General features: G+C 42.1%; 24 protein-coding genes and 1 pseudogene. 14 read left to right on the top strand and 11 right to left on the bottom strand.

Annotated elements, in window-relative coordinates; translation table 11 throughout:
- Together GKO22_RS16555 and GKO22_RS04795 are read left to right on the top strand one after the other, a co-directional pair.
- Positions 1 to 195: hypothetical protein (locus tag GKO22_RS16555; RefSeq protein WP_206367801.1), on the top strand; the 195-nt coding region annotated here is incomplete at its 5' end.
- A gap of 340 nt (positions 196 to 535) precedes the next feature.
- Entirely contained in the window at positions 536 to 1,156 is a 621-nt protein-coding gene (locus GKO22_RS04795) for a trimeric intracellular cation channel family protein (RefSeq protein WP_166332909.1), read from the top strand.
- An 18-nt stretch (positions 1,157 to 1,174) separates the two neighbouring features.
- Here GKO22_RS04795 and def read toward each other — a convergent pair whose 3' ends face one another.
- Positions 1,175 to 1,762, bottom strand: coding sequence for a peptide deformylase (gene def / locus GKO22_RS04790; RefSeq protein ID WP_166332908.1), 588 nt, complete (start codon positions 1,760 to 1,762; stop codon positions 1,175 to 1,177).
- 185 nt (positions 1,763 to 1,947) lie between these two features.
- On the opposite strand from def, the gene GKO22_RS04785 reads away from it, so the two are divergent.
- The 7 genes from GKO22_RS04785 to GKO22_RS04755 all read left to right on the top strand — a co-directional run bounded on the left by GKO22_RS04785 (position 1,948) and on the right by GKO22_RS04755 (position 6,890).
- Positions 1,948 to 2,703 (top strand): hypothetical protein, encoded by a 756-nt coding sequence (locus GKO22_RS04785; protein WP_166332907.1) that lies wholly within the window; start codon positions 1,948 to 1,950, stop codon positions 2,701 to 2,703.
- A 37-nt stretch (positions 2,704 to 2,740) separates the two neighbouring features.
- Positions 2,741 to 3,913, top strand: a complete 1,173-nt coding sequence (locus tag GKO22_RS04780) for a Gfo/Idh/MocA family protein (protein WP_166332906.1) — start codon at positions 2,741 to 2,743, stop codon at positions 3,911 to 3,913.
- Between the two features lie 3 nt (positions 3,914 to 3,916).
- On the top strand, positions 3,917 to 4,825 hold the full coding sequence (gene miaA / locus GKO22_RS04775) for a tRNA (adenosine(37)-N6)-dimethylallyltransferase MiaA (protein WP_240920105.1): 909 nt from the start codon (positions 3,917 to 3,919) through the stop codon (positions 4,823 to 4,825).
- A gap of 113 nt (positions 4,826 to 4,938) precedes the next feature.
- Positions 4,939 to 5,385, top strand: a complete 447-nt coding sequence (locus GKO22_RS04770) for a MarR family winged helix-turn-helix transcriptional regulator (protein WP_317165696.1) — start codon at positions 4,939 to 4,941, stop codon at positions 5,383 to 5,385.
- Between the two features lie 4 nt (positions 5,386 to 5,389).
- The gene (locus GKO22_RS04765) at positions 5,390 to 5,815 is read left to right on the top strand and encodes an organic hydroperoxide resistance protein (protein ID WP_166332905.1); all 426 of its coding nucleotides are present in this window, start codon (positions 5,390 to 5,392) and stop codon (positions 5,813 to 5,815) included.
- Positions 5,816 to 5,820: 5 nt separating this feature from the next.
- Positions 5,821 to 6,201, top strand: coding sequence for a DUF1304 domain-containing protein (locus tag GKO22_RS04760; protein WP_166332904.1), 381 nt, complete (start codon positions 5,821 to 5,823; stop codon positions 6,199 to 6,201).
- Positions 6,202 to 6,257: 56 nt separating this feature from the next.
- Positions 6,258 to 6,890: a nitroreductase family protein gene (locus tag GKO22_RS04755; protein WP_166332903.1), complete on the top strand. Its 633-nt coding sequence runs from the start codon at positions 6,258 to 6,260 to the stop codon at positions 6,888 to 6,890.
- Between the two features lie 57 nt (positions 6,891 to 6,947).
- On the opposite strand, the gene GKO22_RS04750 is transcribed toward GKO22_RS04755, so the two are convergent.
- The 9 genes and pseudogenes from GKO22_RS04750 to rpmB all read right to left on the bottom strand — a co-directional run bounded on the left by GKO22_RS04750 (position 6,948) and on the right by rpmB (position 15,195).
- Positions 6,948 to 8,501: an Rne/Rng family ribonuclease gene (locus tag GKO22_RS04750; protein WP_166332902.1), complete on the bottom strand. Its 1,554-nt coding sequence runs from the start codon at positions 8,499 to 8,501 to the stop codon at positions 6,948 to 6,950.
- A gap of 298 nt (positions 8,502 to 8,799) precedes the next feature.
- Complete coding sequence (locus GKO22_RS04745; RefSeq protein WP_166332901.1) at positions 8,800 to 9,642, bottom strand: tetratricopeptide repeat protein; 843 nt, start codon at positions 9,640 to 9,642, stop codon at positions 8,800 to 8,802.
- A gap of 6 nt (positions 9,643 to 9,648) precedes the next feature.
- Positions 9,649 to 9,942 (bottom strand): annotated as a pseudogene (locus tag GKO22_RS04740) (HU family DNA-binding protein); the annotation flags it as partial.
- Between the two features lie 276 nt (positions 9,943 to 10,218).
- Complete coding sequence (gene bshC / locus GKO22_RS04735) at positions 10,219 to 11,814, bottom strand: bacillithiol biosynthesis cysteine-adding enzyme BshC (RefSeq protein ID WP_166332900.1); 1,596 nt, start codon at positions 11,812 to 11,814, stop codon at positions 10,219 to 10,221.
- Between the two features lie 114 nt (positions 11,815 to 11,928).
- Positions 11,929 to 13,263 carry a 30S ribosomal protein S12 methylthiotransferase RimO gene (gene rimO / locus GKO22_RS04730; protein WP_166332899.1) on the bottom strand — a complete coding sequence of 445 codons (1,335 nt, stop codon included), beginning with the start codon at positions 13,261 to 13,263 and terminating at the stop codon, positions 11,929 to 11,931.
- 81 nt (positions 13,264 to 13,344) lie between these two features.
- A complete protein-coding gene (ftsY, locus tag GKO22_RS04725) occupies positions 13,345 to 14,307 on the bottom strand; it encodes a signal recognition particle-docking protein FtsY (RefSeq protein ID WP_116775553.1) in 963 nt (320 codons plus the stop codon).
- A 156-nt stretch (positions 14,308 to 14,463) separates the two neighbouring features.
- On the bottom strand, positions 14,464 to 14,625 hold the full coding sequence (locus GKO22_RS04720; protein ID WP_082785011.1) for a DUF4295 domain-containing protein: 162 nt from the start codon (positions 14,623 to 14,625) through the stop codon (positions 14,464 to 14,466).
- 66 nt (positions 14,626 to 14,691) lie between these two features.
- Positions 14,692 to 14,874: a 50S ribosomal protein L33 gene (gene rpmG / locus GKO22_RS04715; protein WP_066755820.1), complete on the bottom strand. Its 183-nt coding sequence runs from the start codon at positions 14,872 to 14,874 to the stop codon at positions 14,692 to 14,694.
- Between the two features lie 87 nt (positions 14,875 to 14,961).
- Entirely contained in the window at positions 14,962 to 15,195 is a 234-nt protein-coding gene (gene rpmB / locus GKO22_RS04710; RefSeq protein ID WP_116775552.1) for a 50S ribosomal protein L28, read from the bottom strand.
- A 294-nt stretch (positions 15,196 to 15,489) separates the two neighbouring features.
- Here rpmB and GKO22_RS04705 point away from each other — a divergent pair, with 294 nt between their 5' ends.
- Entirely contained in the window at positions 15,490 to 15,717 is a 228-nt protein-coding gene (locus GKO22_RS04705; RefSeq protein ID WP_166332898.1) for a hypothetical protein, read from the top strand.
- A gap of 10 nt (positions 15,718 to 15,727) precedes the next feature.
- Entirely contained in the window at positions 15,728 to 16,444 is a 717-nt protein-coding gene (gene recO / locus GKO22_RS04700) for a DNA repair protein RecO (RefSeq protein ID WP_166332897.1), read from the top strand.
- Positions 16,445 to 16,535: 91 nt separating this feature from the next.
- Here the strand turns inward: recO and GKO22_RS04695 are convergent, their stop codons facing one another.
- A complete protein-coding gene (locus GKO22_RS04695) occupies positions 16,536 to 16,727 on the bottom strand; it encodes a cold-shock protein (RefSeq protein ID WP_066755833.1) in 192 nt (63 codons plus the stop codon).
- A gap of 151 nt (positions 16,728 to 16,878) precedes the next feature.
- On the opposite strand from GKO22_RS04695, the gene GKO22_RS04690 reads away from it, so the two are divergent.
- Genes GKO22_RS04690 through GKO22_RS04680 form a run of 3 tightly spaced genes read left to right on the top strand, consistent with a single transcriptional unit; the run spans position 16,879 to position 18,712 of the window.
- Positions 16,879 to 17,610, top strand: a complete 732-nt coding sequence (locus GKO22_RS04690) for an SIMPL domain-containing protein (protein ID WP_206367800.1) — start codon at positions 16,879 to 16,881, stop codon at positions 17,608 to 17,610.
- 5 nt (positions 17,611 to 17,615) lie between these two features.
- Entirely contained in the window at positions 17,616 to 17,984 is a 369-nt protein-coding gene (locus tag GKO22_RS04685) for a DUF4359 domain-containing protein (protein WP_166332896.1), read from the top strand.
- Positions 17,984 to 18,712, top strand: coding sequence for a pseudouridine synthase (locus tag GKO22_RS04680; protein ID WP_166332895.1), 729 nt, complete (start codon positions 17,984 to 17,986; stop codon positions 18,710 to 18,712). The genes GKO22_RS04685 and GKO22_RS04680 overlap by 1 nt, the downstream gene beginning before the upstream one ends.
- The last annotated feature ends 41 nt before the right edge of the window (positions 18,713 to 18,753 follow it).

The following is an 18,753-nucleotide window of genomic DNA, read 5'->3' as shown; positions in this document are numbered from 1 at the left end:
GCTTCTAAAATTCAAAAGCTAAACTACTCACCACGCATCATGATCATTTCTTTAAAGAACTTTCTCGCCGCCGCATCGCGCTTTGGCCTTGTATATCTTATCCTTTCGGACTTGACTTTCTTTTTTTGTTTCCCTTCCTGTGTGGTTGGGATTGCAAAGGTAGGAATCTTTTCTGATCTTCCAAATTTATTTTGAAAATAATTTTGGTGATCTCCTGCTCCCGAATCCACTCGTTTTATCAGCTAACGCCTCCATAAACTCGCTTTTTCTATCCTCTCAACATCCTTCCTCCCTTGCGGAGTGGTGCAAAGGTAGAATAAACTTTCGCACTCCCAAAACCTTTTTCACTCTTTTCTGTTTTAGCAAAGCTAACTGCCTTAAAAAGAGGTTAGAAAATTTCACCCCAAACTTACTAGCGAATCAGAAAGACTTTATCGCAAGAGGGTTTTATACTAACGATGAATACCCTTCAAAATTGTATATCTGCCTGTAGAAAATTATATATATTTGGATAAAGTGGTTTTAAAGCGTTGAAATGAATATTCTATACGGATTAGATTTATTAGGTACCATGATGTTTGCGATATCTGGTGCGATGGCAGCGAACAGGAATAACGTCGATGTATTTGGCGTAGGATTTATGGGATTTGTGACCGCTATCGGTGGAGGATCACTCCGTGACATATTTTTAAATATACGGCCTGTGTGGGTCGAAGACGGAAATTATATCATTGTGATCTCTATTGGCGTGCTCATTTCCCTTACTTTCAACAAACAATTGTATGCCTTGGCACGCACACTGACTCTGTTTGATGCGATTGGTATTGGTTTCTTTACCGTAGTTGGTGTAGAAAAATCCTTGAATTATGAAAGCAACGCTTTTGCGGCAGTGTTACTAGGAATGTTTTCAGCCTCTATGGGCGGCGTGATCAGGGATGTATTATTACAAATTCCGCCACTAATATTACGCCGTGAGATTTATGCGACAGCATGTATCGCCGGCGCGACGCTTTTTGTTATCTTAGATAATATGGCGGTCGACCCAGCGATCAATGCATTTGCCAGTGCAAGTCTAGTATTTACTATTCGAATTATCTCCGTTCGCTATAATTGGTCTCTCCCGATTGGGCAAAAAGCATTCTCGACCAAATCATAGTATGAACAGAGCTTCTGATTATCGCTTTTTCTTTTGTTGCGGAAAACGCATTTTGTACGAAGTACGGACTTCACCTTTCGAAATCGCATCCAATTTCGATTTGAGCATCGTCTTTTTCAAGGGTCTTAATTTATCCAGAAACAATTTGCCTTCAATGTGATCGTACTCATGCTGTACAACACGCGCAGCTAGGCCAGTGAGTTCCATTTCATATTCATCGAAATTCTCATCCAAATAATTAATGATGATGTTCTCTTTGCGCATCACCTCCTCATTAATATGCGGGATACTCAAACAACCTTCATTAAAACCCCATTCTTTGCCACTCTCCTCCACCATAATCGGATTGATAAATACATGCTTAAAATCCTTGGCGGTAGCATCACCTGGACCATCTTCATCATCTTCGCCAAATGGAGAAGCATCGATCACAAACAAACGAATGGGTAAACCCACCTGCGGAGCCGCTAAGCCCACGCCGCTAGCAGCATACATCGTCTCAAACATATCCTCAATCAAACCTTTTAGATCAGGATAATCCTCTTCTATCTCATCTGCCTTTGTACGTAATACCGGATCTCCGTAAGCTACTATAGGTAATTTCATGCTATTTTTCTTTTGCACCGCAAAGTTACCAATTATTCGCCAGTGTACATATTATACAAGTAACATGTACATGATTTACTACCAAGCACGCCTATTCCCCAGTGAGTTTGTCAGTTACGAAATGCTTAGCAGAGCTACGATGAGGCCAAATGGAAAAATGTGTAATTTTGATCATGCAAGCAGTTTTGGATAGATTTATAACAGCACTTGGCGCAATCATCATGGACGACATTAGTGTAATCACTTTAGATCAAGGAGTGATGGAGTTATCTTCCGACAAAATGCCCATGCGTCTATGGATTTATCCAGATGACGTACAACATAGGCTGGAAAATAACGATAACTTTAAAACCATCCATATTGATCTTCATGCGTTATTATATGATATGGACAAGATTCTTGCTCGAATACGCACGATTGCAAGCTTTGGCCGCCGAATCTATGCACGACAAACCGTGGTAGCCCGAGTAGACAAACGAATTACAACAGCCTTCCTTACTGAACACCATTTGCAAACACCGATGCCTGGAAAATACCGCTATGGCTTATATTTTGAAGGTGAACTGGTGAGTATCGCTGTATTTAGTGGCGGTCGGAAAATGCAAGGGCAACCGGAAGATTACCGTTCGTTTGAACTGATCCGTTTCTGCCACAAACGCGATTTTATTGCCATCGGCGGATTATCCAAATTGATTGCTGCCTTTCGGAAAGATTTCAAACCTGGCGATCTCATGACCTATGTAGATCGAGATTGGTCCCAAGATTCTTCCTTACAACAAATTGGTTTTATAGAGAAAGGAACGTTAGCACCTCAAACCGTTGTCATACCACAGAAACCACCAATCGCAAGTACGCTGGACGAAGAAACAGGTCATTCAACGAGCCACAAGATGAATAGCGGAAGTACGAAATTGGTCTTACCATTCGATAATACGAATTAGTTTTCGTTATATTTAGACCTCAAAACATCAGAAAAACATGACAAGAAAACTACGCATGGGTATGATCGGTGGTGGCCTAGATGGTTTCATCGGCGGCGTACATCGCATAGCTGCCTTTATTGATGGCAAAATTGATTTCGTATGTGGCGCACTTAGTGTTGATCCAGAAAAAGCAACGGAATCTGGTAAGGCTTTATTTTTACAACCTGACCGAATATACACCGATTACGTGGACATGATCCAGAAGGAGGCGCTACTTCCTGAAGACATTCGTATGGATTTCGTCAGTATCGTAACTCCCAACTTTTTGCATTTTGGCCCAGCCAAATTAGCGCTGGAAAGCGGTTTTGATGTGGTCGTAGATAAACCAATGACCATATCTGTAGAAGAAGCACTAGAGTTACAAGATATCATCCAACGTACCGGACGCACGCTTGCATTGACACACACTTACTCGGGTTATCCGATGGTCAAGCAGGCCAAAGCTATGGTGAAGGACGGACATTTTGGAAAGATTAGAAAAATAGTCGTAGAATACCCTCAAGGTTGGTTGGCAAGATTGACGGAAAAAGAACTTAGCAGCGGAGCTGAATGGCGCTCAGATCCAACCAAGTCTGGCAAATCACTGGTAATGGGCGATATCGGCACGCATGCGGCGCACTTGGCGGAATACGTCTCGGGACTTCGCATTACCGATCTTTGTGCCGATCTGACTACATTCGTAGAAGGCCGTAGCATGGATGACGATGGTTCCGTACTGCTTCGTTTCACCGAAGGTGCAAAAGGTGTGTTAATGGCTTCCCAAATTTCTGCCGGTGAAGAGAATGCGGTACGCATTCGTATCTACGGCGAAAAAGGTGGTTTAGAGTGGGCAAATGAAGATCCAAACAACCTTATCATTAAAATGCTCGATCAACCACGACAGATTTATCGTACCGGAAACGCCTATGCCGCTCCGTATACCTTAAGTTCTTTCGCCACCTACAATACACGTATTCCTTCCGGTCACCCAGAAGGATTATTAGAAGCGTTTGCGAATATTTACCGCAATTTCGCGGAAACAGTATCGGCAAAACGTGACGGACAAACTCCAACAGATGAACAATTGGATTTCCCAAATGTGCACGATGGTGTTCGCGGCATGCAATTCATCGACACCGTGGTACAAAGCCATGCCAGCAATGAAAAATGGACTAAATTTGAAGGATAATTCATGATCGGCGAGCCGAATTTGAAAACCATGTTAGATCAGGCGAAAGATAATCTTTCGCCTGATTCGTTATTAATCATTCTTGGCCCTACCGCCTCCGGCAAAACTTCTTTAGCCGTCTCTTTGGCAGCAGAGCTGAATGGAGAAATCATTTCGGCAGATTCACGACAGGTATACCGGCGAATGGACATCGGCACGGGAAAAGATTTAAGCAGTTACGGTGCAATCCCATATCACCTAATCGACATTGCCGAACCCGGAGAACGGTATCAAGCAGATCGATTCCGACAGGATTTCTTTGCCGCATATGATGATATTGTATCTCGTGGCAAACAACCTATTCTCTGCGGCGGCACAGGATCGTACATACAGTCCATTTTACAATATTCGCGCTACGCGCAAATTCCAAAAGATCCGACGCTACAGGCAGAATTGGCTTCACGCTCCAAAGAGCAGTTAATCGCTGATATACATCAGCTCGGCATTCCTGCTGATTACAAAATAGACTTCCACAATCACAAGCGCTTGGTGCGTGCCCTACAAATTATCTTATATCTACAACAGCATAACCCTATCTTAGCACCTCAGCGAATCATCCAACACTATTATGCTATTGGATTAAATCCACCGCTCATAAAAAGAGGTGGCGCCATCCATCAACGACTGCTACAGCGTTTGGAACAGGGATTGATCGAAGAAGTGAAAAACTTATTGCAACTAGGTCTCAGCCACGAAGATCTGGAATACTACGGAATGGAATATCGCTATGTGAGTCTGCACCTTCAAGGAACATTATCATATAACGCGATGGTCGAGAAACTAACGACTGAAATACAGCGCTATGCCAAGCGGCAGATGACTTACTTCCGAAAAATGGAAAAAGATGGCATTGCCATCCAGTGGAACAGTTAATTCTTTCAAATTACGTTCAATTTATCCCTACTTTACAACATTACATTTATAATGCGAATGTAAGTTTTACACAACTATATTGTGCGCAATACAAATTGTCTTAGATTTGTACCGTGATTAACGTAGAAAATAACAAACAGTTGCAGTTGGATAACCAACTTTGTTTTCCAATTTATGCGCTCGCACGTGATATCATTGCTGCATATCGCCCACTGCTAGAAGCAATTGATCTCACTTACCCGCAGTATTTGGCATTGTTAGTGCTGTGGGAAAAGCAGGAGCAAAGTGTTTCGCAGTTGGGAGAACACTTGGATCTAGATAGTGGGACATTGACTCCACTACTCAAAAGATTAGAACAAAAAGGTCTGGTAAATAGAAAACGGAGCTTGGCGGACGAGCGTATCGTGTTGATTTCCCTGACAGAATCAGGGTCACTACTACGAACCAAGGCGGCAAACATTCCCCCCACATTATTAAAGTCGCTATCCGTGTCGGCCGAAGAATTGGAAAACCTTCAACGTATCATATGTAAAATTCGTAAAAACATTCATAAAATTTAAGACAATGAAAGAACTGTATCGCATTGGTGCGACCGTTACTGGAGGTAGAAACGGCCACGTAAAAAGTGAAAATGGTGTATTAGACATCGATGTACGAGTACCAAAAGCAATGGGCGGTGGCAGTGATGATTATGCCAACCCAGAAATGTTGTTTGCTGCAGGCTACGCTGCATGTTTTGATAGTGCCGTTAATTACCTAATTAAGCAGGACAAAATCTCAACGGGCGAAACTTCTGTAGAAGCAGTTGTAGGTATTGGACAAATAGAAGGTGGTGGCTTTGCATTAACTGCCGAACTGAAAGTCAACATTCCAGGCGTATCCATCGAAGAAGCGCAAGCAATCGTAGAAAAGGCACATGCAACCTGTCCATACTCCAATGCTACGCGAAATAATATCGATGTGAAACTCACCGTTACAAATAACGACTAGCTTACATGGACAGCATAGCAAGCATATTGACGGCCTTAGTAGCTATCGAACATATCTATATAATGTGGATGGAGATGTTTGCTTGGGAGACCGTCGGTAAGAAAACCTTTGGAAAATCACTGCCAGCAGAATTGTTTAAACCGACAAAGGGACTAGCAGCCAATCAAGGTTTATATAACGGATTCTTGGCAGCCGGTTTGGGTTGGAGTTTCTTCATCTCTGATCCAATTTGGTCATCCAACATACGGTTATTCTTTCTAGGCTGCGTGATCATAGCTGCCCTGTATGGTGCAGCTACAGCATCGAAAAGTATATTGATAAAACAAGGCATTCCAGCTATGCTAGCTATGGCTGCAGTACTTGCTAGCCGATTTCTATTGTCATAATACGACGCGAAAAAAATAGTGAGTGCAAATATTATAACGAATAAAATAAATAAACAATGTCATTAATAGAAGATTTGAACTGGCGACACGCCTGTAAAGCATATGATCCCACTAAAAAAGTAAGTCAAGAGGATCTAGAAAAAATACTAGAAGCAGCGAGACTAGCGCCGACCTCATCGGGTTTGCAGCCTTTTAAAGTGATTGTGCTAAAAGATTCGGAGCTTCGTGAGCAAATTGCGCCTACCGCGCTAAACGCAGATTGCGTACGAGAGTGCTCACACATCTTGGTATTCGCTGCATGGGACAGATATACGGCAGAGCGTATCGATACGGTGTATGACCTTACGACAGATGTACGCGATCTTCCAAGAGGCCGATTTGTAAATTATACGGATAAGCTAAAAGAGATGTATTTAGACGAAGCCGCTGATGCTAATTTCGCACACATTGCTAGACAAACGTATATTGCTTTGGGATTAGCTTTGGCACAAGCAGCCGAACTGAAGATTGATAGCACACCGGCAGAAGGTTTTGATAACGCAGCAGTAGATCGTGTATTAGGATTGCAGGAATTGGGTCTGAGAAGTGTGAGCTTGATGTACATTGGCTACGCCGACAAAGAACGCGATTGGCTAGCACCGATGAAGAAAGTGCGGCAGCCATTAGAAGAGTTTGTCGTTGAGATGTAAACACAAAAAAGGTCGTTACCCTATTCGGATAACGACCTTTTTGTAATGTCTTGATGACTACAACTTGATTTCTTCTTCTTTTGCGTTGAAGAAATGAAATTCAGTCAAATAATACGAAGCCACGGGTTTGACTTTAATCCATTTACCGTACTTCAGCAACCACTTTACACGCCTAGAGATCCATCCTTTTTTGATGTATGCATCAATGTAAGGATGCACAAAAAGGGAAATGCTTTTCTCATTTTGTTCTTGCAGGATGAAGCTCAAATTACTTTCGATATCATCTAACAGCACAATACTTGATCGGATCTCTCCCGTACCATCACACGCCGGACATTTCTCGCTGGTCACCACACTCATTTCTGGTCTAACCCGTTGACGAGTGATTTGTACCAAACCGAATTTGCTCGGTGGCAAGATGGTATGTCGGGCACGATCACCAGCCATACATTCCTTCAAGAATACATACAAATCCTTGCGATTAGTCGCTTTGTGCATGTCGATAAAATCGATGACTACAATACCGCCCATATCGCGCAAACGAAGCTGCCGCGCAATTTCTTTGGCCGCTTCCTTGTTTACTAGGAGTGCATTATCTTCTTGGTTCTCTTTGCTGGCAATGCGGTTTCCGCTGTTTACATCAATCACGTGCAACGCTTCGGTATGCTCGATTACGAGATAAGCGCCACCGTGTAGGTTTACCGTTCTACCAAAAGATGCTTTGATCTGCTTCTCTACACCATAGTGTTCGAAGATAGGCTCTTTACTTTTATAGAACTTCACGATTCGCTCCAGATCCGGCGAGATCTCCTGTACATAGGATTTTACCTCGTCATAGATTCCAGAGTCGCTCACGTAAATATGACTGAATTCGTCGGTCAATATATCACGGAGAATGGTGGAGGCACGATCCATTTCGCCCAACACTTTTTGTGCAGGCTCTACATCTTTCAGGCGCTTGGTAAACCGTTCCCATTTAGAAATCAAATCCTGCAGATCTTTCTGTAGCTCTTCTACACCTTTTCCTTCGGAAACGGTGCGGATGATAACCCCAAAATTTGGTGGTTTTATGCTTTCGACAATCTTCTTTAGGCGGTTACGCTCGGCGTTACCTTTGATTCGCTTGGAGATGGAAACAGAACTGGAGAAAGGGACAAGGACCGCAAAACGGCCTGCGATAGATAAATCCGAACTCAGGCGAGGGCCTTTGGTCGAAATAGGTTCTTTGGCTATCTGCACAGGAATGAGTGTATTCTTGGACAATATGTCCGAGATCTTCCCTGCCTTATCGATATCTTTCTCGAGTTTTAAACTACTGAGCAGTTTCTCTTGATAACTGCCGTTCTTTACTATTCGGGATAGCTTGAGTAGTGACTGAACTTGTGGCCCAAGGTCGAGGTAATGCAGGAATGCGTCTTTTTCGTATCCTACGTCTACGAATGCCGCATTGAGCCCTGGCATAATTTTTTTTATACGACCGAGGTAAATATCACCCACCGCATAGTGGTTATCCACTTTTTCGGTGTTCAGTTCTACCAACTGCTTGTCTTGTAGTAAAGCAATAGTCACCCCCTTTTCGGGAGTTGAATCGATGATTAATTCCTTTACCAACAGCTATTTCAATTATGGACAGACACAGACTCGCTCCGTATCCTTTCTTGGTCCAATAAAACAAAATTGTTTAATTAAAAACGGACAATTCTCTCACGCCATTTTGAAGTGAGAGAATTGTTCCACGATGACAATAAATGTCTCTCTCCCGTAAACAGAGAGATCAACTTATTTCTTCTTATGTCTGTTTTTTCTTAAACGTTTTTTGCGTTTGTGAGTAGCCATTTTGTGTCTTTTTCTTTTCTTTCCGCTTGGCATAGCTTTAATGTTTTTAAATGATTATAAAATAATATGTTAATTACTTGCTCAACTCCTCGATTCTACGTTCGATGAATTGGGAGAGGGTCGGATCTGCAGCCATTTCCTTGCTTTTTTGAAAAGCGGCAATAGCTTCATTTTTCAACCCAATATTTTCATAGCTTGTTGCTAGATAAAAATACGATTCTGCATCGGGTTTGATCTCGATGACGGTAAGAAAGCGTTCTACAGCGCGGTCAAATTGTCTTGACTGCATAGAAAACAAACCTAATGTTTTGTTGGCCTCTAGGTTTTTTGGATCGATCGCAACAACTTCTCGCAATATAGCAATTCCTGCCATAGGATTGTTGGTTCCTGTTACCATAGTAGCGCCTAGTCCGGTTTTTGCAGCTAAGCTACTCCCATCCAAATCTACAGCTTGTTGGTACGAATCCATGGCAAGACGGTTTAGCTCTCTCGCTAAGACGGTATCTTGCAAATTAGTATACGCTTTGCGATAAGCATCACCTGCCTGCAACCAGTATTCGAATTTCGGATTGGTTTTGGCCATCTCTTCATAAACGAATCCCTGCGGCGCAAATTTGGCTAGATCATCCCATTTTTGAGCAATCTGTTCCAAAATGGCAAGGCGATCTTCAGCTTCACTACCCGCTAATTGTCCTTCCAATTTGCTAATCTCATCGGCCAATGTGGGGTTCATGCCTTGCTTAGACATGGCAGATACATCTTCCATGGTAAACATACGCATGGCGCCACCGCTGCTTGCCGTTTCCTCGGCCTGAGGTTCTGTCACTAAACCTTTGATAGGCTGTGCCAATAGCAGTCCCATTATGAGAACTACTCCTAGCACAACCGCTATCTGTATTTGTTTAGTCTTTTTCAAGTTTGATTACTTCTTGTTGCCGCTTTTTACTTTCTCTACAAACACTTTGGCAGGCTTGAAGCTTGGAACAAAATGCTCGGGGATAATGATTGCAGTATTTTTAGAAATGTTACGCGCGGTTTTCTCAGCTCTTTTCTTCACTACGAAACTGCCAAAACCTCTTACGTACACGTTCTCGCCACCTACCATGGCTCCTTTTACTACCTTAAAGAATGCTTCTACTGTTTCCTGAACATCTACTTTCTCCAAACCTGTCTTGTTTGAGATTTCTGCGATGATTTCTGCTTTAGTCATATTGTGCTTATATACTGAATTTTCATTACAACCCCTAGGCGCACAGCACTTTGGGGACGCAAAGGTATCGCTTTATATTGATGTTTAAAAATAAATATCGATTTTTAGCCAATTGGGGCATATAATCCCGTCATCGTGATATTCATAACAAAACTTCAACTCCTTAAAAAAGGAATCGCAAAGATAAAATTTTATATCTGTAAATCAAACAGTTGTTTCACTTATCAGACGGTTTTATTTCCTCTAAAAACACGCGTGTGCTATCTTTGAGGACTCCGATTATTAATACAAAATAGTGAACTTAAAATCCAAGGGGTTGAAATACGTAACAAGCTCTTCGATAAGTTCATCACCATACTTCACATACAACGTGGCAAAATTCTCTGATCGTTCTTGCAATCCACCTCCTGGAAATAGACGATCCTTCACCCGCTCAATCTGAATTAGACCATCCTGATGATTTCTTTTGTCTGCTTTCAACAGCTTTTTCTCTAAGCTATTAATTGCCTTCTTCAGCCTAGCTTTTACAGCCTCGGTACTTGGTCCAAGACTGGGATCAATCTTATGCGTACGCAGCTTCATCTTGCCGAAAATCGCATTGAGCTCCATCCACTCATCTCGCAATGTCAGACGATGCTTGGTATAGCGCCGCACATAATCATTCTTCAACACATCTAAGGGTTTGAAGATACTCTTCAACGTCAGGTCTAGGCGAAAGATCTTGCCGACCACCGAATCATCAGTAATAATCGCTGAATTGCGCGGCACTAAGATGGGAAATGGGATTTGATACTGATCAAAATTGCCTTTTAGCTGTAACCAATATACGATCTCAGCACCACCGCCGATATACGCCAGATTTGGCAAGATAAGTTCCTGATAGAGCGGACGCATAACTACATTAGGACTAAATCGCTCCGGATGGGATGCGATTTCTTGCCGCAACTCTACCTCGCTGAAATAGCGCTGCTGATGCAAAACTTCAAACCGACCATCTGCCGTACGCACGATGCGTTCGCGGTATTCATCCGTTAAGTAAAAGAAATTGATCTCTCGTGCATTCACCTGCGTTGCAAAGCCTTCTTTATTAAGCTCAGCAGAAGTTGCTTCGATCGCTTGGAAACTATTCTCCGACAGGATATCTTGTTCGATAATCGGAGCAAACACCTGTTTCAATGCCGGCCTGTCGGCATCCACAATCAGCAAACCGTATTCTTTAAATAATTCGTGCACTAAAGTGCGCGTGGCATCGGCTAATGATCGGTTTTTCAGATAAGCATTCTCTACTAATTGCGCCAAATCTTGGGAATAACCGGATAGACCTAACATGCCGATATACTCTCGCACGGTAGCCGCTATATCTGCGGTAGACATTCGGCCAGTAGCCGAAATAGCTGGTGTATCCCAACTTACTTTTTTTCCGTGTACACGCGTATGGTTGATCTCCGCAAAATCATGATCTTCCGTCGCCATCCAATACACCGGTACAAAATGCTTATCAGGATACGCTTTTTTTAGATCTCTCGCCAACCTAATGGCTGATACGATCTTGAAAATAAAATAAAGCGGTCCGGTGAAGATATTGAGTTGATGACCGGTCACGACTGTGAATGTCTGTGCATCGCCTAAGGCAGCAATTTGCTGAGCAACCAAAGGAGCGGTTTCTAACAAACCTGCATATTGAAGCTGCAGTTGCTCTACTAACAGCTTGCGAGTAGCTTTGGGGAAAGAAGATTTTTCAGCAATCTGTTTATCGAAGTTTTCTATCGTTGGTCGATAACCATAAAATGGTGCCAATTTAGGGTCGCCATCGAGGTAAGCCAATAATGTTTGCGAAAAACTGTTGGTATCTTTATAATCGATGTATGTGGCTTTCATTCTCTTACCCTAAATTTAATCTGCACAAAAGTAGTGCTTTTAGCAGCTAATCGGCATGGCCAGACAAGATTTGACAAATAAATGAACCCCGCGAAAATATTCGACGGCCGAGAATTATTTAACGATAGTACCGTACAAATCGAAATCTTCGGCACGATCGATCTTCACCTGTACAAAGTCGCCGACACGAGCATAATCTGTCGTAGCATTTACGAGCACCTCATTATCTACCTCAGGCGAATCGTATTCGGTACGGCCTACAAAATAATCGCCGTCTTTCTTATCAATCAATACGCGGTATTCTTTGCCTACTTTTTCTTGATTTTTGTCGAATGAAATACCTTGCTGGATTTCCATAATCTGCTCCACGCGGTATTCCTTTACTTCTTCTGGCACATCGTCTACCAAGGTATGCGCATGTGTTTTTTCTTCGTGCGAATAGGTAAAACAACCTAAACGATCGAATTGTGTATCCTCTACCCAACGCGACATTTCTTCAAAATCTGCTTCGGTCTCGCCCGGATAGCCACAGATTAATGTCGTACGCAAAGCGATATCAGGCACTTTGTCCCGAATCTTGTTGACAAGATCGATGGTTTTCTGCTTGTCAATACCGCGGCGCATGGATTTCAACATATTATCCGTAATGTGTTGCAACGGCATATCTAGGTAATTACAGATATTGCTACGCTCATTCATCACATCCAGAATGTCCATCGGAAAACCAGACGGATACGCATATTGCATGCGAACCCAATCGATGCCTTCCACATCGGAAAGATGACGCATCAAATCCGACAAATTGCGTTTGCCATAAATATCTAGCCCATAATAGGTAAGATCTTGTGCGATCAATATCAATTCTTTCGTACCATTAGAAGCCAAGAATTTGGCTTCTTTTACTAAATCGTCAATGGATTTGGACACGTGCTTACCACGCATTAGTGGAATCGCACAGAATGAACATGGACGATTACAACCTTCGGCAATCTTGAAATAAGAGAAATGCGAAGGTGTCGTAAGCAAGCGTTCGCCGACCAATTCGTGTCTATAATCTGCTCCAATGCTCGATAACAAGTCTGGCAAATCGTTGGTACCGAAGTACGCATCAACATTGCTGATTTCGGCTTGCAGTTCTGGTTTATAGCGCTCCGAAAGACATCCGGTCACGATCACCTTATTGACTTTTCCTTGGTCTTTGAGTTCGGAGAACTGAAGAATGGTATCGATCGATTCTTGTTTCGCGTTATCAATAAATCCACAGGTATTGATCACCACGATATCATCCGCTTGAATGTTGGAAGATTCGTGTACCACATCAATGCGATTGCCTTTCAACTGTCCCATCAACACTTCACTGTCGTGGATGTTTTTTGAACAGCCCAGCGTTACAACGTTCACACGTGGCTTACGCACTGCTACGGCTACCTTTTTCTCTTTCGTTCTCATACTATCTCTTTCCGATGCTCAGCCAATGATCTTTTGGTAGATCTCGCGCCGGCATATGCTTATGTTGGGTAAAACTCTCTGCTATTTAAATAAAGAGTCTACAAAATCTTTTTTCTGAAATAATTGCAGGTCACCGATTTTTTCGCCTACTCCGATGTATTTTACCGGAATCTTGAACTGATCGGATATTCCAATAACGACACCACCTTTGGCGGTACCATCTAGCTTCGTCAATGCTAACGCATTCACATCTGTTGCTTCGGTAAATTGCTTACATTGCTCAATGGCATTCTGCCCTGTCGAGGCATCTAACACCAACAAGATCTCGTGTGGTGCATCGGGCACGACCTTTTGCATCACGTTTTTAATCTTGGTAAGCTCGTTCATCAAGCCAACTTTGTTGTGCAAACGACCTGCAGTATCTATTATCGCGACATCATCGCCATTGGCCACCGCAGATTTGACGGTATCAAAAGCAACCGATGCCGGATCGGAACCCATGGGCTGTGCCACGACACGCACACCGACACGTTCGCCCCAAAGCTTGATCTGATCCACAGCAGCAGCACGAAAAGTATCGGCTGCACCAAGCACGACTTTGTTGCCGGCTTCTTTTAGCTGATGCGCCAACTTACCGATCGTTGTTGTTTTACCAACACCGTTCACACCTACTACCATAATCACATATGGTTTATGATCGCCGTATTCTAATCGCTCGAAATCGTCGCTATTGTTTTCCGCAAGCAAAGATTGGATTTCATCGCGTAGCAACCCATGCAGATCATCCGTACTCACATATTTGTCTTTAGCTACACGCTTCTGAATACGATCTACAATCTTCAAGGTGGTCGTAACGCCGACATCAGAGGTAACTAGCACCTCCTCTAGATTATCCAGCACATCATCATCGATGGTCGATTTTCCAACAACAGCCTTGGTGATTTTGGAAAGGAAACCATCTTTGGTTTTCTCCAATCCTTTATCAAGCGCCTCGTGGGCTTCCGGCGTTTCTTGTTTTTTCTTAAAAAAATCGAATAATCCCATGCTAAAATCTATTTACTAAAGGTGCAATATCACTGTCATTCTGGATCTTCCGCTGCGCGAAAGAAAGCCAAATATACTAAAAAAGCCCTTTTGGCAATGACCAAAACGGCTTTGAATCTTTGATAAGGATGATCTTAAAAAAGAAAGATACAATGCTTATTTAGAAGATGCAGAGATAACCTCTTTCACTTTGTCATTGTGTACCATACTTTCTTTGAAAGTATAAGCGCCTGTTTTTGCAGACTTAGCGGTAAGGATTACTTTTGTAAACTCTTTACCACCACCTTTTTGTAATGATGCAACTGCCTTCTTTGCCATGGTATGTTATATTTTATGCGATGATCTCCGCGTGCCTAAGCCATTACGAAGAATATCACAGATTGCTTACTTAATTTCTTTGTGAACCGTTACTTTTCTCAATACTGGGTTGAATTTTTTCAATTCTAAACGCTCCGTAGTGTTTTTCTTGTTCTTTGTAGTGATATAACGAGACATTCCTGGAAGACCAGTTTCTTTGTGCTCTGTACACTCTAGAATAACTTGTACTCTATTTCCCTTTTTAGCCATTTTCTTATGCTTTATTTAGACCCTCACGGGCTTGTAATTTCTAATAAATATTGACTTCTGATACAACAGGCTGTATAGTAGTAACTACTAAACGTATCCTTTTTTGATGAATTTTTCGATAACGGCAGTGATACCGTTTTTGTTAATCGTTTTGATCGCAGCAGTAGATACTTTCAACGTAATCCAACGATCTTCTTCTGGAATGTAGAAGCGTTTAGTTTGTAAGTTCGGGTAGAATTTTCTTTTGGTCTTAACGTTTGAGTGAGAAACGTTATTCCCTTTCAATGCTGCTTTGCCTGTTAAATCACAAATTCTTGACATGATATCTGATTTTTAATGTTGTATTTTGTTCAATACTCTCTTTTCAAAGAGTTTGCAAATATCTAAATTTCTTTTGGGATATGCAATATGACTGCACAATATTTTTTTCAAAAATAGGGAACTTACCTGTCTTAGCACAGGTTTTGGCACACAATGTGTGTTATAACAGATGTCCTTGTATAGCACTTTCTCACAGGGAAAGACGATTGTGGTATACAGATTTCTCACAAAAGAACGTATTTTGCGGACAGATTGGATGAAATGGACTTTAAATAGTTTTCAACAATTCACAACATGAACAAGTATTTACTGCGCGGCTTTGGCTTATTGATCATCGGTGCCATCACCACAATCTATAGTTTAAATTTGATGCAAGCAGAAAGCAGCATCTATAAATTAATCATGCCGATAGGTGTATTGTGCTTTGGAGGAGGAGTTATCCTGACTATGTACAGCGTCTTCCGCAAGATTGACCGTAGCACATTGCAACGTTATCGCCGCGATCAGCAAAGTTTAAAATAATGAATAGTGCATGATTATTCGCACCCAAGGTATTGCTCTAAAACTAACAAACTATTCGGAAAACAGCATTGTAGCTCAAATCTTTACCAGAGATCACGGCCTGCAATCCTATTTGATCCAAGGAGCTAAAAAACCGAAGGCGAAAATCCCTTTAGCCATCTTGCAACCTTTCCACCTGTTGGATTTGCAGGTATATCACAAAGAGCACAACCAACTGCAACGGATAAAAGAGGCGCAGCAATATCCCGTTTTACGCGATATTCCGCTCAACATCGTCAAGAGCGCCATTGCGATGTTCCTCAACGAAGTACTTTACAAAGTACTTCGCCATCAAAACCCTGATCCTTTCGTCTTTCACTACATAGCCGATTCCATCCAGTGGCTAGATCAAGCGGCTACAAAACTGGGCAACTTCCATCTATTATTTCTGATCGGTTTGAGCAGACATTTAGGATTTTACCCTATACATTCATCAAAGCCTTATCTCGATCTCGCGGAAGGCGTGTTTACGAATAGTCTGCCAGCACACGCGCATTTCATTGCCGAGCCAAATACTTCTACTTTTCGATTGCTCATGCACAGCAGTTACGAATCGATGCATCAAGTGATCCTGTCTAAAGAAGATCGTCGGTATCTGCTGGAGAAGATACTAGATCTGTACCGACTACACACCGAAAACTTTGGCGAGGTACGATCCTTGATCGTATTGGAAGAAATATTCGCGTAATAGCACTCAATAGATAACATACAAAAAGCCCGATATCACGTGATATCGGGCTTTCTGACACAATAAATATATTTAATATCTAATCGTAGTCTTAAATAAGTTTTACATTTACCGCGTTAAGGCCTTTACGTCCTTGCTCTACTTCGTAAGATACGTGGTCGTTCTCACGAACTTTGTCTACCAAACCTGACACGTGAACGAAAATTTCGCTCTCGCCAGAATTTGGAATAATGAAACCGAAACCTTTAGTTTCATTGAAAAATTTTACTGTTCCTTCTTGCATTTTGTATTAAAATTATTGTTCCATAAAGATATTGAATATAATCAATAATTTGGAATTATTTTTAACCCACTTTAAACTAAAAGAAAAAACTTTGGTCTTTCTTGTAACAATTGAACAGTTTTTGACGTACATTATTTTAAAAGACAACAACATGAAAAAATTCATCTACCTTATGGCCATAATCGGCCTTGTATCGGCAAGTAATGCACAAACTATGACTGGAGACAATGCACGTAGAGTATCTACAAAAGGCTACGCCGAAAAAGAAGTAACACCAGATATTATTTATTTATCCGTATCGCTTCGCGAATATTTAGTAGACGGAAATGCACGTAAAAAAGTAACAATTGAAACGTTGGAGAAGCAATTGTTTGATGCTGCGCTAAAAAATGGCGTTAAACAAGAAGATCTGACGATCCAAAATATCTACAGCTACAACAACGAAACAAAAAAGAATAAAAACCCCGAATTATTGCAAGCACGTCAGTACCGCATCAAAGTAACGGACTTATCCAAATTGAACACACTATTTGATGAGGTAGATAGCCGCGGTATGCAGAGTACTTCCATCAGTGAGTACGATCATTCACAAAAACGTCAAATCGAGCGTGACCTCAAAACAGAAGCAGTAAAAGATGCTCGCACGAATGCCGAAGTACTAGCCTCTGCGGATGGCCAGGCGATTGGTAAAGCATTATTGATCAACGACAATAGCTCATTTAGCTGGAACGATATTATGCCAGTCGGTCGTGTGTATGCCATGAGTGCGAAATCTGCTGACATGATGGAAGGCGCCGAGGAAGCTAGCAACATAAATATCAGTATTCGCCCGATCAAGTTGATTGCGAATGTCGATGCTGTTTTTGAATTAAATGGCAAATAAATAAGATGAGTAAAACACGCATCTTTGCATTGGTCGGAATAGTCGTGCTTATCGCGGCTTTTCTGACCAATCCTAGTCAAGAAAGACACGAGGAAGTGTTGCGCGCCAAAGCAAAAGAACTCCTCACCTCACAACTCGATTATAAACATGAAGATGCGATGCAATTGGGCATGATGCTTTTTGGAGATCGGGTAATCGACGAATTTTTAGTCAATAATGTTCATATCAAGAACTATTATTTGTTTTCGTTAATCGAAATCAGTTGGCAAGCTGACGCTCAAGTAGTTGGCGGAGGCGCTTTTGGAATGGTCTGGCTGAGTCCGAAGATTGATGAAGAAGCCGACAAGATTATTCGCATACTCAAAGACTTATAATGCATTTAGATATTCTTTACGAGGATGAATACCTCATTGCGGTCAATAAACCACACGGATTATTAGTACATCGATCGCCCATCGCCAGCGATGCGAGTGAGTTCGCGCTACAAATATTGCGACAGCAGATCGGCAAAATGGTACATCCTGCACATCGTTTAGATCGGAAAACGAGCGGCGTGTTGCTCTTTAGCTTGAATCGGGAGATGGATGGCGTGATACAGCCCATGTTTGCCAATCGGCAAATAAGCAAAAAGTATGTAGCCGTGTTACGCGGTCATGCTCCTGCGGAAGGCACAATAGATTACGCCTTGAAAAAGGAAAACGGCATGATGCAAGAGGCCATAACACACTACAAAACATTAGCCCTAGCAGAAATAGATCTGCCTTTTGGCAAGCATCCTACTTCGCGCTATAGCTTGGTCGAAGCACAGCCAGAAACCGGCAGAATGCATCAGTTACGTCGTCATTTTGCCCATATTTTGCACCCGATCATTGGCGATCGCCCACACGGATGCAACAAGCAGAATAAATTGTGGAAAGAAACTTTTGAAATGGATACCATGATGTTGCATGCCTCTTCTCTCTCTTTCATACATCCCGTGCACAACACAAGAGTAAACATAGACGCTCCTATTCAACCCGAATTTGCACGTGTAATAGACATTTTAGGGATTCACTCTGATTTGGTACCTGTGCCTAGCTTAGCACCAGCGTTGGATGTGTAGTATTTTACCGCATCAATCTTTCTCGGCTTACACGTATTTTA

This window comes from Sphingobacterium chungjuense, from assembly GCF_011316935.1.
Taxonomy (GTDB): Bacteria; Bacteroidota; Bacteroidia; order Sphingobacteriales; family Sphingobacteriaceae; genus Sphingobacterium; species Sphingobacterium chungjuense.
Note: the sequence above shows the minus strand (reverse complement) of the source record. Positions and strands in the feature narration are given on the sequence as shown.